Below are 13,121 nucleotides of genomic sequence, written 5' to 3'. Positions count from 1 at the left end.
CTATCTTTGCGCTATAGTTCAGGTAATTGAACATTCATTTACAGCCCTTATTCTATGAAACACGGCTATCCTGGCCCAACTCCTTGGCAAAGAATTTTACTCGGGACATTGCTGCTAGCCAGCTTCTTACATTGGCGACCAGCTCACGCGCAAAAAGAAAATTATAACTGGTATTTCGGTGACCGGGCCGCCTTAAGCTTCCAATCTGGCTCCCCCGTAGCGCTTAGTGGCAGCAGCCTGTACTCCTACGAGGGCAGCGCCAGCATTTCAGATGCAGCTGGCAACTTGCTGTTCTACACCAACGGCGAAAGAGTCTGGAATCGAAACCACGCCCTAATGTCTAATGGCACCGGCCTGGGCGGTCATAACTCGGCCTCCCAGGTAGCAGCCATCGTCCCGCATCCTGGCAGCTCTACCTTATATTATATCTTCACAGTAGATGCCATTGACAATAACTTGGTCGGGGGCTTGCGCTACTCCATCGTTGACATGAGCCTGCAAAACGGCTTGGGTGATATTGTAAGTACAGCCAAATCCATCCGCCTGCCGACGCCCACGCTCACGGGCAAAGTCACGGAGAAGCTGGCGGTAGCCCGCCACGGCAATGGAAAGGATTTTTGGGTCCTGGTACACGGTTGGGGCAACCGAGACTTTTACAGCTTCCTGGTGTCGGATGCAGGCATCGGTAGTCAGCCTGTTGTGAGTAGTGTGGGCTCCGTGCATGAAGGTGGCGGCAGTTTTTTTGGGGCCGCCAATGCTGTGGGCTGCATGAAGGTGTCGCCAGACGGCCGCCGGCTGGCTCTGGGAAAGCGTGACGACCAGTTTGAACTATATGATTTCAATAACGTCACTGGGCGGGTTTCAAACTATATACCGCTAACTTCAGGCTATTGCTACGGGGTTGAGTTTTCGCCTGATAACACCCGGCTCTACGGCAGCACAGGGCCGGGTGGTGCTATTGTTCAATTCAACTTGCTGGCGGGTTCTGCTTCGGCCATTGCTAGTTCAAGAGTTATCGTGGCCTCCGGCGGTACTGTATTTGGTGGAATACAGCTTGGCCCTGATAAAAAAATCTACATCTCGGACTACAATAGCCCTGCCCTGCACCGAATCAATAACCCTAATGAGCTTAGTGCTGCTTGTGACTTTCAGCGCAACGCGGTTTTCCTGGGCGGCAACCTAAGCCAGAACGGCCTCCCCAACTTCCCCAATGCCATTGCGCCTGCCCCCACGGCCACCGTTACTGCCTCGGCCGTGTGCTTGGGCGCGGCTACTACCTTCCAGGCCACGGTGCAGAATGCTCCTGGCGCTACCGCCGCCTGGAACTTCGGCGACCCGCCTTCGGGCACTTCCAATACGGCTACCGGGCTGACGGCCACGCACGTGTACAGCGCGGCCGGTACGTTTACGGCTACCCTTACCCTGACCGTGCCTGGCCTGGCTGCTCCGTTAGTCGTCACGCAGGCTGTGACGGTGTACGCGTTGCCCACGGTAAGTTTGGGGGCCCCGCGGCAGCTGTGCGTGGGGCAGGAAGTGGTATTGCAGGCCGGGGCGCAGCCTGCTGGCTCCACCTACCGCTGGCAGGACGGCTCCACGGCTCCCACGTTCACGGCGCGGGCGGCCGGCACCTACACGCTCACTGTTACCTCGCCGCAAGGCTGCGCAGCCACCGGCTCCGTCGCCGTGACGGCGCTGCCAGCCGCTACCGTCAGCCTGGGCCGCGACACCACGCTGTGCCTGCAAAGCCCGCTGCTACTGCGGCCCAGCGCCCAGCCGGCCGGCACCACCTACCGGTGGCAGGATGGCTCTACCGCTTCCACCTACGAAGTTCTGAACCCCGGCACCTACTCCGTCACAGTCACGCCGCCCGGCAGTTGTTCGGCCCAGGACGACATCGTGGTGCGCAGCGCCCAGTGCCCGTTCACTATTCCCAACATTATCACGCCCAACGGCGACCGGAGCAATGAAACCTTCGTGCTCAAAGGCCTCACCCCGCAGGCCTGGGAGCTGACCGTCTTCAACCGCTGGGGCCAGCGAGTGTATGAGAAAAGCAGCTACGACAACAGCTGGAACGCCACCGGCCAGCCCGACGGCGTGTACTTCTACCTGCTCCGTAACCCCGCCACCGCCGAGCAGTACCGCGGTTGGGTGCAGGTAAGTCGGTGATTTTTAGAAGTGAGACTATGAGACATGAGAAGTGAGACGATGTTTTAGTGGCGCTGGCGTCAGAACATCGTCTCACTTCTCATGTCTCATAGTCTCATGTCTAAGCTCTATACTCAGGCTTCAAACGTGGGGTCGACGTGGAGGCGGATTTCCTCGCGGAGCTGTTCGGCGGTAAGCCAGTGGTCGTTGTTGGCGGAGTTGTAGTGGAAGCCGGGCTCGACGCGGCGGCCCTGGAAGTGCTCGATGAAGTCGTCGACGCTCCAGCGCGGGGTGAACGGCAGAATGACGTAGTACTTGTCCAGCTCCACGGTGCTCAGGGCATCGGTTTCGGTTATCATCTCCTCGTGCAGCTTCTCGCCGGGCCGGATGCCCACAATTTCCTGCCGGCACTCGGGGCCGATGGCTTTGGCTACCTCGGTGATTTTGTAGCTCGGAATCTTCGGCACAAAGATTTCGCCACCCCAGCTGTGCTCCAGGGCGTAAAGCACCAAGTCCACGCCTTCCTCCAGGGAAATGTTGAAGCGGGTCATGTCGGGGTGGGTGATGGGCAGCACGCCGGTGGGGCGGCGCTGCAAGAAAAACGGCACCACCGAGCCACGGGAGCCAATCACGTTGCCGTAGCGCACCACCGAAAAGCGCAGGTCGCGCGAGCCTTTCATGTTATTGGCGGCCACAAACAGCTTGTCGGAGCACAGCTTGGTGGCCCCGTAGAGGTTGATGGGGGCGGCGGCCTTGTCGGTGCTCAGGGCCACCACCTCTTTCACCCCGCAGTCGAGAGCGGCGTTGATGACATTTTCGGCCCCGAAGATGTTGGTTTTGATGCACTCCATCGGGTTGTACTCGGCGGCTGGCACCTGCTTGAGGGCGGCGGCGTGCACAATGATGTCGATACCCTCGCAGGCCCGCTTCATGCGCTCAGCGTCGCGCACGTCGCCGATGAAGTAGCGAATAGCCGGGTAGGTGGCGTGCGGAAACGTCTGCGACATCTCGTACTGCTTCAGCTCGTCGCGGGAGTACACCACCAGGCGCTTCACCTGCGGAAATTTCTCAAAAACAGTCTGAACAAACTGCTTACCGAACGAACCGGTGCCGCCGGTTACCAGAATGGATTTGTGATTGAGGTCGAGAGCCATGCAGTAGGAGAGGGGCCGGCAGGCGCCGGCGTAAGGACGGCAAAAGTAGGCATTCCCCTAGTTTTGTAAGTCAATCGGTTTTTCGTTGTTGGTTGTTCGCTTTTTGTCCTTGGTAGGATTACCGGCTCCCTTCTTCACCTGGATAGACCCGTTTTCGCAGGCACTGCCTTCGCTCGACCCAAAAACGAAAAACAAAAAATCAATAACCACTAACGAAATGCCTCAGCCCATCAAAGTCATTATCTGGGACTTAGACGACACCTTTTGGCGGGGTACACTCTCGGAAGGCGCCGTGGAGGCCCTGGAAGACAACCTGCAACTGGTGCGCGACACGGCGGCGCGGGGCATCGTGCACACCATCGTCTCCAAAAATGACTTCGCCCCGGCCGAGGCCAAGCTGCGGGAGCTGGGCATCCGGGACCTGTTCGTGTTTCCGCAGATCAGCTGGCAGCCCAAAGGCCCCATCATCAAGCAGTTGCTAGAGCAGATGCAGCTGCGCGCCCCCAACGCCCTGTTTCTGGACGACAACCCCCTAAACCGCGCCGAGGCCCAGTACTACAACCCCGACCTGCAAGTAGCCGACCCCCAGGACCTGCCTCAGCTGGCCCCGCTGCTGCGGGCCAGCGGCCAGCCCGACCCCACGTTGTCGCGCCTGGAGCAGTACCGGCTGCTGGAGCGCCAGCAGCAGGCCCGCGCCCAGTACAACGACAACCTGGCCTTTCTGCGCGACGCCCAGGTGCGCGTGGAGTTGCGCGAAGGCCCCGCCGTGCTGCCCGACCTGGCCCGCGTGGAGGAGCTGATCAACCGCTCCAACCAGCTCAATTTCACCAAGCGCCGCGTAACCCTGGACGAGCTGACGACGAGCCTGGAAGACCCCGCCCGCCGCTGGGGCACCGTGCGCGTGCACGACCGGTTCGGCGACTACGGCCTGGTGGGCATTTACTGCTTGCAACAGCCCGAAAACCAGCTGGAGCAGTTTGTATTCTCCTGCCGCATCCTGCACCTGGGCGTGGAGCAGTTTATCTACGCCCACCTGGGCTTTCCGGCCCTGGAAGTGCAGGGCGACGTAGCCACCGAGCTAAACCGCACCGACCTGCCCGACTGGATTACGCTGGAAGCCAGCGCCACTCCACCCGCCGCCCCGACCCGTGCCACTAGCGCAAGCCCGCGCCTGCGGGTACTGCTGAAGGGCGGCTGCGACCTGGGCCAGCTTACGCCGTTTTTGCAGGCTTTCGACCTGGAAGTGAAAGAGGAGTTCAACTACACCAATGAGCACCAGATTCCGGTGCACGTGGAGCACACGGCCCTGCTGCGCGCCGGCCGCGAGTGGCCCGCCGAAGAGCAGCAACGCCTGGCCAACGCGTTGCCTTTCCTGGGCCGCGAGGCTTTCCAAACCCAGCTGTGGGCGGGAGAATACGATGTGTTGGTGTACAGCCCGTTGATGGACTACACCCAGGACCTCTACCGCGAAAAAGCCACCGGCCGCGCCATTCCCTTCGGCGGCTACCACAACCTCACCGCCGCCGACCCTGCCGCCCAAGCCGCGGCCTACGCCCGCCGCCGGTTCCGGGGCCTCGACGAAGCATTTCTGCGCCGCTTCCAACAGGAGTTCACCTACGAAGGCCCCAGCAGCCCCGAGCAGTTCCGGCAGAACCTGCACTGGCTGCGGGAGCAGGTGCCGGCCGCGGTGCCCGTCTTCCTGCTCAACGGCGCCGAAATAGACGTGCCCGGCTCGGGCGAAACCGGCGCCCGGGAGCGGCATCAGACAATGAACCAGGCCCTGGCCGACTTTGCCGCCCAGGCCGAAAACTGCTTTGTGGTGGACGTGCGGGACTTTGTGCGCACCCCCACCGACGTTACCAACAACCTGCGCCATTACCAGCGCCAGCACTACCGCACCCTGGCCCAGCGCCTGGCCCAGGCCATCGGCCAGTGGCAGGGCCGCCACCTCGCCCACTCCCCCTGGACCGACCTCAAAGCCCGCGCCGCCAGCCTGGTGCCCGCCAAGCTGCGGGGGCTGTGGAACCTCACCCCCTAGCCCCCTCTCCACAAGAGAGGGGGAACTAGTAACCCCACCCCCACCCCTCCCCAAAAGGGAGGGGCTCTAGTTCTAGTTTGTTAGAGCTAGAGACCCTTATTGGAGAGGCTAGGGCTGGTTGATGGTAGTTGAGCAGTAGGCTGATAGAGCATCAGCTAAAAACTAGCGCTAGAGCCCCTCTCCTTTTCGGAGAGGGGTGGGGGTGGGGTTACTAGTTCCCCCTCTCTTGTGGAGAGGGGGCTAGGGGGTGAGGTCTTATCAGCTCCACCAGCCGCTCGGTCAGGGCGCGGCGGGAGTAGCGGGCGTGGCTGAGGGCGGGCAGGTCGAGGTTGGGGCTGATGCGCCACTGGGCTACCAGCGTTTCGAGCTGCTCCAACATGGCCGCGTAACCGTCGTAGGGCAGGGCGCGGCCCGCTCCGCACTCTTCCAGCAGAGTGTCGGCGTCGGAGCCTACGGGGCCCACGCACAGCACGGGTTTATTGGCGGCCAGGTACTCGAACACCTTGCCCGGCAAGATGCCGAAGTTGTTTTCCACGTCGGGAATGGCCATCAGCAGCACCGTGCTGCGCAGCAGGTAGCGCACCGACTCGTCGTGCGGTACGAAGGGCACAAACTCGGTCTGGGCCGCCAGGCCGGCCTGCTCCACCTGCTGCTGCACGCCCGCCGACACCTTGCCCACGAAGCGCAGACGCAGGGGCACGTCGGGGTGGCGGCGCTGGCACTCGGCCAGGGCAGCCAGCAGCTGCTCGATGTGGTAGGTTTCGGTGATGGTGCCGGTGTGGGTGATGAGCAGGGCGTCGGTGGGTGGCGTGCTGGGAGTGCGGAAGTCGTCCTCGTCGTAGCCGTTAGGCAGCACGTGAAACTTGTCGGCCAGCAGTTGCGGCGACTTGCCCAGCAAGAGGCGCTTGGTGTTGGGGCTGGTTACCAGCACCTCGTCGGCCTCCAGCAGCACCTGCCGCTCGTAGCGCGCGTCGAGCCAGCGGGCCGGTGGGGTGTGTTGCAGCTCCGGGTAGTAGTAGATGTCAGTCCACGGGTCGCGCAGGTCGGCCAGCCAGCGTAGGCCGTAGCGCCGCTTCAGCTCCCGCCCGATGAGCTGGGTGGAGTGGGGCGGCGAGGACGTCAGCACCGCGTCAAACTGCTCCCCGGCGGCCAGCAGCTCGGCCACGGCCCGCAGCACGTAGCGGTTCCAGCCGCGCCGGGCGTCGGGAATGAACACGTTGCCGCGCACAAATTTGAACAAGCGCTGGGCCAAGCTCGTTTTGCTTTCGTTGGCAAAGCCCCCGTACGGTACCGCCTTGCCCGTCAGCTTCCTGTAGCTGTCAAACGGCTCGAAGGTGTCGGTGCGCAGCACCCGCACGCCAGGCGGCACGTCGGCTTCCAGGGAGTAATCCAGCACCGGGTAAGCCCCGCGCGCGGGGTCCACGGTAAGCACCGTCGGTTCCACGCCCAGGGCTGGCAGGTGCTTCACAAACTTCAGACTGCGCTGCACCCCGGCCCCGCCCGACGGCGGCCAGTAGTACGTAATGACGAGCAGGCGAAGCGGATGGGCGGCAGGCACGGGCCAGGGCAGGGCGTAGGTGAAGCCGCAAAGGTACGCAGCCGCGGCCTTTCGGGGTTTTCTGGTTACTTTTGAAGGCTGAACCCGCCTTTCTCCCGTACCGTTTTGTATGGCTGCTGATTACACCGACCTGCTGGCCCTGATGGGCGACGTTCTCCGCGCCGTTGACCGGCAGACGGAGGAAAACAAAAAGGCTATTGAAGAGCTTGGGGCTCGTTTCGAGCGCCGAATGGAGCAATCCGACGCTCGCTTCGAAGCCATCTTCGACCGGTTTGCCACGGCCGTAGCCGATGGCTTCATCCGGATGGAAAAGAAAATTGACGGTGTGAAACAGGAAGTCTCCGAGCTACGCACCGACGTGCAGCACATCGACCAACGCCTGGCACGGGTAGAAGCCAACCAAAACACGCAAGCCGATATGCTGCGCCGCCTCGAAGTGCTGGAAAGCATCGTACTGCGTAAGGCTTCCTAGAGCCGGCAGCAATCAGCTAAATCAAGAAGAAATCTGCAAAATCTGCGACTAGTCCATGTTCGATAATCTCAGCACCAAGCTCGACCGGGCCTTTAAGACCCTCAAAGGCCAGGGCTCCATCACCGAAATCAACGTTGCTTCCACGGTCAAGGAAATCCGCCGGGCCCTCGTGGATGCCGACGTGAACTACAAGGTTGCCAAGGAAGTAACCGACAAAATCAAGGACGAGGCCATGGGCCGCGACGTGCTCATCAGCGTATCGCCGGGCCAGCTGATGACCAAAATCGTCTACGATGAGCTGACCCAGCTCATGGGCGGCGAAAAGCAGGACATTGTTATCAAGGGCGACCCGGCCGTGGTGCTGCTTTCGGGTTTGCAAGGCTCGGGCAAAACCACGTTTGCCGGCAAGCTGGCCAACTTCATCAAGAAGCAGGGCCGCAACGTGCTGCTGGTGGCCTGCGACGTGTATCGCCCCGCCGCCATCGACCAGCTGAAGGTGCTCGGCGAGCAAATCGGCGTGGAAGTGTACTCGGAGCCGGAAAACAAGAACCCGGTGGAGATTTCGCGCAACGCCATCGAGTTTGCCCGCAAAAACAACAAGAAGGTCGTCATCATCGACACCGCCGGCCGCCTGGCCGTGGACGAGCAGATGATGGCCGAAATCGAGCAGGTAAAGCGGGCCATCAACCCCAGCGAAACCCTGTTTGTGGTGGACTCCATGACGGGCCAGGACGCCGTGAACACGGCCAAGACCTTCAACGACCGGCTCAATTTCGACGGCGTGGTGCTCACCAAGCTCGACGGCGACTCCCGCGGCGGCGCGGCCCTGAGCATCCGGGCCGTGGTCGAGAAGCCCATCAAGTTTATCTCGACGGGCGAGAAGATGGAAGCCCTCGACCTGTTCTACCCCGACCGGATGGCCCAGCGCATCCTGGGCATGGGCGACGTAATCAGCCTGGTAGAGCGGGCCCAGCAGCAGTTTGATGAGGAAGAGGCCAAGCGCATCAACCAGAAGATTCGCAAAAACCAGTTCAACTTCGACGACTTCCTCTCCCAGCTGGAGCAAATCAAGAAAATGGGCAACCTCAAGGACTTGGTGGGCATGATTCCGGGTATGGGCAAGGCCCTAAAGGACGTGGAGATTGACGACGACGCCTTCAAGCCCATTGAGGCCATCATCAAAAGCATGACCCCGCAGGAGCGCGCCCAGCCCGAGCTCCTGAACGGCTCCCGCCGCCGCCGCCTCGCCAAAGGCTCCGGCACCGATATTCAGCAGGTCAACAACCTGGTGAAGCAGTTCGAGGACATGCGCAAGGTGATGCGCACCATGAACAAGATGAGCCAGACTAAAGGCGGCATGCAGCAGATGGCCCGCATGATGGGCATGAAAGGCCCGCTACGCTAAGCGGCTGAGCAGGTAGACGAATAGGCCCGGTAGCTGCCCGCTGCCGGGCCTGGTTGTTTAAGGGAATCGCTGCCCCTGAGTACCGCACTGCTCATAGAGCAGGGTTGCGGCTCTACATTGTTTGTGAGAAGGCTAGTTGTACAAATCCCAAAAGAAAAGGCCGCTGCGCACTGCGCAGCGGCCTTTTCTTTTGGGGTACGGAAGCTTAGTTCCGCACCATCGGCAGGGTCAGGTTCACCTGGTTGTTATGCACCCGCACGAAGTAGGTGCCCAGGGGCAGCTTGGTCAGGGCCAGCGGATTCTCGCTGGCGCCCGTCACGCGCAACTGCTGCACGTGGCGACCGGCCAGGTCGGTAATGTCTACCACGTATTCACCGGCCGGCAGGGCCGTCAGGTCCAGGGTGGCGCGGCCGGTGTGCGGGTTGGGGTAGAGGGCAATGCTCATCTTGGCCGGACGCTCGAAGCGTACCGTGCGCACCGGTGAGTAGCTGAACGTACCGTCCAGGTCTACTTGACGCAGACGGTAGTAGATGGGCTTTAGCGAGAGGCGGCCCGCTTTGGCATCAACGTAGGTATAAGTAGAAGCTACACTGGTCGTGCCCTTGCCTTGTACCGAACCCACGCGCTCAAACGATGCGCCATCCAGGCTGCGCTCCACTTCAAATCGGTCGTTGTTCAGCTCCTGAGCCGTGCTCCAGGTGAGCTTGGCATCCTGCCCCGAAGCGGCCACGGCAAAAGCAGTCAGCGTCACGGGCAGCGGACGGGCAATGGTAACGTCTTCAGCCGTGCTGGAAGAGGCAGTGTAGTTGCTGCCACCTGCGGCGCCGAGGCTGTTGTCAGTGCCACCAGCATAGTTCTGGCCGGGCTGGATAGTACCAGAAGCTGTTGTACGCAGTGGATTGAGGTAAGTAACAGCAGCACTAGCCTGATAAGCAAGATTGTTTTGTGCTGATGCTGCAATCGTAGCCCGGAACGTAACGGTTAGCCTAGCCCCGGCAGGCATGGTGAAGCTGCCAAAGCTCAATAAGCTAACTCCCGAAGTAGGGTTGGCAAAACCCGCCGGAGCCGTAGTGGTAGTCCCATTAGCCAGCGTCAAGACAACTTCGGGTGTGAAGGTGCCATCAAACTGGAAAATGTTGCTGGTGAGATTTACTAAGGGACTAACATTAGAAGCTTGGCCACCCGTGTTGAACAGGGTCATGGTGTAGAGAGCCGGATTTACCGGCGTGCCATCCGCACCAGTGCGCTGAACGGTGGGGGTAGTAGTCTTCAGGTCCACGGTCAACGTGGGCAAGCAGTCACCAGCGCCGGCAATGCCAGCTGGCAGGCTAGCGTTACGGTTAACCGTGCCGGCAGTACCGGCAGTAGTGCCGTTAGCTGTTCCGTTGCTGCTGGTGCCGTTAGTCCCAGCCCCGGCTACGGAGCTGGTGCTGATATTGCCATTAGAGTAGATGAGGCCGCCGCCGCCGCCGCCGCCGCCGCCATAAATGTCGTTAGTGTTGGTGCGAGCGTTGCCGCCTCTGCCGCCATTTGCTTCAACAACCAAGTTAGTCAGGCCCGTAGGGTTTTGCGCGGCAATCAGCACCGTACCTCCTGCGCCACCGCCACCGGCTCCTTCGTCATTGGCCGTAAGGTTGAGAGCAGCGTCGCCGTTGGCGCGGATGATTCCGCTGCCGGAAACCAGCCCGGTGCGCAGAATAATAATCCCGCCACCATCAGCACCCGAAGAGGCTTCCGCCGAATTGCTATTGGCACTTCCCGCGCCACCGCCACCGCCGAGGAATATCCTGCCGGCCGCAGCACTTGCAGCAGCAGTACCGGGTTTGCCTCCCGTAGCACTAGTATTGTAACCGCCACCGTTACCGCCGTTGCCACCATTGCCGCCGCCACCGCCGCCAGTGTTACCACCATTGCTACCAGTGGGGAAGGCGTCGGTACCGCCACCTCCAGCGTTACCAGGAGCGCCCTGGCCTACACTGCCGCCCGGATAGCCTTCTACGTTCGTGTCAGTACTAGTACCGTCGATGTTGATGTAGCGGGGCGTACCAGCTATGCCTTCGCCTTTAGAGCCGTGCGCAGCTTGCTTGTTGTTGGAGGCAAGATTGCGGAAGTCGTTAATTCCATAACTATTGTTGCCATCATAATCAACACCTCCGCCTCCACGGAAGCCTTTGCCATTCATATCAAGAATGGATGAGGCGCTGAAGGTAGTCTGACCGGCTACGTCAACGGCTAATACCCCACCTACAGTGCCGTTCCAGGCTAGGCCGGTTACGGCACCCGAAACTGTCAGCGACGAATATTGCGGAATCCGAATTACCTGGAAGCGGCGCTGTCCGTTACCCGTCGTAAAGTCCTGGTTGACATAAGTATTAGTCAGAGGATTGGCCAGTTGCAGGGTTTTGTTTGTGCCAGCGACTGTTACAGCATTGGCGGCAACGGCATACTCATAAGTGCCAGCTGTGTAATTAGAAGTAAGGTTGCCGCTGCCCCCCGAGCCACCCGAGCCGTAAGCTGAGCTGTTAGTAGAATTGATATCGGCGCCTTGCATCTGCATTACCAGCAGTAGGTCGCCAGCGGCAATAGCCGTAGCACCCGTACCGGCGTTCAGCACAATACTCCGTCTATCATTCGCCACGCTAACGCCAGGGAAGTAGGTGTTCGGCTGAGTACCAGTGGTAGAAAGGGCGCCAGGGCCATCTTTACCGGGGGTAGCACACACTTCCGCCGGGTTGGGCAACTGGCCAATGATAGTGGAAATGGTAGCCGTGTTGTTGGTTGCTACCGGGTCCGGAGTGGGCGTGGTAGCCGAAGCTGGGGCCGTGAGCAGGCGCGGCGATGGAGCCGTAAACGAAACCGTGTTGGAAATCGGACTAGCGCTAGGAGCCAGGCTGCTCACCGTGCCAAAAGTAACCAAGCCAGTACCCGAGTTGTAGGAGCCGCTTGAGACGGTTACGTTAGTCAGACCAGTCGGCAGTTGAATCGTTGGCGCCACATTGGTGGCCGGCTCAGTGCCCAGGTTAGCGGTGCTTACCGTGTAGGTAATCGTGGAGCCGGTAGTAGCCGAGCTAGGACCCGTTACGGAAGTCGCCAAATCAGCACCCCGCACGATTACGGTGATGTTAGCGGGGTTCGATACGTTCTGTTGATTTTCCGCCGATAGTGCAGGGTCGTCGTTGAGCGTATTTTTAACTGAGTAGGGGATACTGATAACGCCAGCAAATGTGCCGCTCGGCGTGAAGGTTACTACGCCTCCCGAACTGGCCGAGAAAGTGCCCCTACCCGAAAGCGTAAGGGTGCTTTGGATGCCAGCGGTAAATGGATCCAGGTCTACGGTACCGGGGTTGAAGTTACTACCGGGGAAGACGTCGTTGCTGATGACATTGAGTGATACCGGCTGGTTAAACAGCGTAGTAGCCAAATCATCGTCAGCAAACGGCCGTTGTAAAATAGCTAGATTGCGGATTTCGTGCACGTTGGTGCTACCGCCTGTCGAGCCAGAGAAGCCGATGCGCAGGTTTGGTGGCGGTTTGGGTACGGTAACTTTGCTGATAGCTGTGGTTACCGTGTTGCCGCGCTGGATACGCACCGTAATCTGGTAAGTACCGTCGGATTGAGGCACTACGTCGATATAGGCCCGGCGAAAGTCGGGGCTGCCGAGCTGCGCCCGCGCAGTAGGTACGTCAAGGCTAAAGGGCAACTGGCCGCTGCCAGCAATGTAGGGATACTCCGTGTTGGGAGCTACGCTGCCTCCGTTGCCGGCACCCCGAATCGATACTGCGTCTGGAGTACGTCCGTCGGCAAGTACACCGGGTACGCGGCCGCCTACCCGGCCTTCGGTGGGGTTAGCAAAGTTTCCCCATTCGTCGATGCCTATGCCAATGTAACCATTCGGCACCCCGTTGCTTACAGGACTGACTGTCTTTTGAGCATATCCTAGCGAACCGCCAGTTGCACCACTGACAAAGTTTTCCGCAGTGGTTTTATCCGCATCAACTAAGAATACAGAGAAGCCATCTGCGCCAGTGCCGCCATAGGAAAAGAACTCAAATGAGATACTGAATCCAGAAGGAGCAGGAAAAAAAGCGCGGTCAATAGCGTATCCGGCCTGGTCTGTCGCTGCCGTAGTAAGGCGCAGGTACCCAAAGTTTTCTGCATCAGTACCATTGCTTGCGGTAAGTACCGCCGTACCGCCATTCGGCGTGTTAGGGTTTTCTACCGCTCCACCTAATCGGAAGCCAGGCGAGGCGGTAACCCCATTTTTGAATGGCTCCACGCGCGGAAACTGCAATTGTGACTGAGCAAATGCACTAGTTGCTCCCAGGGCAAGCGCAGCCCCCAGTAGGTGC

Annotated in this window: 7 protein-coding genes; 4 read left to right on the top strand and 3 right to left on the bottom strand. The window is 60.3% G+C overall.

Annotated features, from left to right (window positions below; genetic code table 11):
- Positions 1 to 336: 336 nt before the first annotated feature.
- Positions 337 to 2,166, top strand: a complete 1,830-nt coding sequence (locus OIS53_RS06605) for a T9SS type B sorting domain-containing protein (RefSeq protein ID WP_264681611.1) — start codon at positions 337 to 339, stop codon at positions 2,164 to 2,166.
- 113 nt (positions 2,167 to 2,279) lie between these two features.
- Here the strand turns inward: OIS53_RS06605 and pseB are convergent, their stop codons facing one another.
- On the bottom strand, positions 2,280 to 3,299 hold the full coding sequence (gene pseB, locus OIS53_RS06600) for a UDP-N-acetylglucosamine 4,6-dehydratase (inverting) (RefSeq protein ID WP_264681610.1): 1,020 nt from the start codon (positions 3,297 to 3,299) through the stop codon (positions 2,280 to 2,282).
- Positions 3,300 to 3,516: 217 nt separating this feature from the next.
- Between pseB and OIS53_RS06595 the strand changes: the two genes are divergently transcribed.
- Positions 3,517 to 5,337 (top strand): hypothetical protein, encoded by a 1,821-nt coding sequence (locus OIS53_RS06595; RefSeq protein ID WP_264681609.1) that lies wholly within the window; start codon positions 3,517 to 3,519, stop codon positions 5,335 to 5,337.
- Between the two features lie 211 nt (positions 5,338 to 5,548).
- On the opposite strand, the gene OIS53_RS06590 is transcribed toward OIS53_RS06595, so the two are convergent.
- Complete coding sequence (locus OIS53_RS06590) at positions 5,549 to 6,895, bottom strand: glycosyltransferase family 4 protein (protein ID WP_264681608.1); 1,347 nt, start codon at positions 6,893 to 6,895, stop codon at positions 5,549 to 5,551.
- A gap of 109 nt (positions 6,896 to 7,004) precedes the next feature.
- Here OIS53_RS06590 and OIS53_RS06585 point away from each other — a divergent pair, with 109 nt between their 5' ends.
- Both OIS53_RS06585 and ffh read left to right on the top strand, forming a co-directional pair.
- Entirely contained in the window at positions 7,005 to 7,367 is a 363-nt protein-coding gene (locus OIS53_RS06585) for a hypothetical protein (protein ID WP_264681607.1), read from the top strand.
- Between the two features lie 55 nt (positions 7,368 to 7,422).
- On the top strand, positions 7,423 to 8,772 hold the full coding sequence (gene ffh / locus OIS53_RS06580; RefSeq protein ID WP_264681606.1) for a signal recognition particle protein: 1,350 nt from the start codon (positions 7,423 to 7,425) through the stop codon (positions 8,770 to 8,772).
- A gap of 205 nt (positions 8,773 to 8,977) precedes the next feature.
- On the opposite strand, the gene OIS53_RS06575 is transcribed toward ffh, so the two are convergent.
- Entirely contained in the window at positions 8,978 to 12,472 is a 3,495-nt protein-coding gene (locus OIS53_RS06575) for a T9SS type A sorting domain-containing protein (RefSeq protein WP_264681605.1), read from the bottom strand.
- Between the last annotated feature and the right edge of the window lie 649 nt (positions 12,473 to 13,121).

Origin of the sequence: Hymenobacter sp. YIM 151500-1 (assembly GCF_025979885.1) — a bacterium.
Taxonomy (GTDB): Bacteria; Bacteroidota; Bacteroidia; order Cytophagales; family Hymenobacteraceae; genus Hymenobacter.
The sequence above is the reverse complement of the archived record's forward strand: the minus strand, read 5'-3'. Positions and strand labels throughout refer to the sequence as shown.

Coding starts and splice junctions, on each gene's coding strand:
- OIS53_RS06605 (WP_264681611.1), top strand. CDS start 337: ATGTCTAATGGCACCGGCCTGGGCGGTCATAACTCGGCCTCCCAGGTA.
- pseB (WP_264681610.1), bottom strand. CDS start 3,299: ATGGCTCTCGACCTCAATCACAAATCCATTCTGGTAACCGGCGGCACC.
- OIS53_RS06595 (WP_264681609.1), top strand. CDS start 3,517: ATGCCTCAGCCCATCAAAGTCATTATCTGGGACTTAGACGACACCTTT.
- OIS53_RS06585 (WP_264681607.1), top strand. CDS start 7,005: ATGGCTGCTGATTACACCGACCTGCTGGCCCTGATGGGCGACGTTCTC.
- ffh (WP_264681606.1), top strand. CDS start 7,423: ATGTTCGATAATCTCAGCACCAAGCTCGACCGGGCCTTTAAGACCCTC.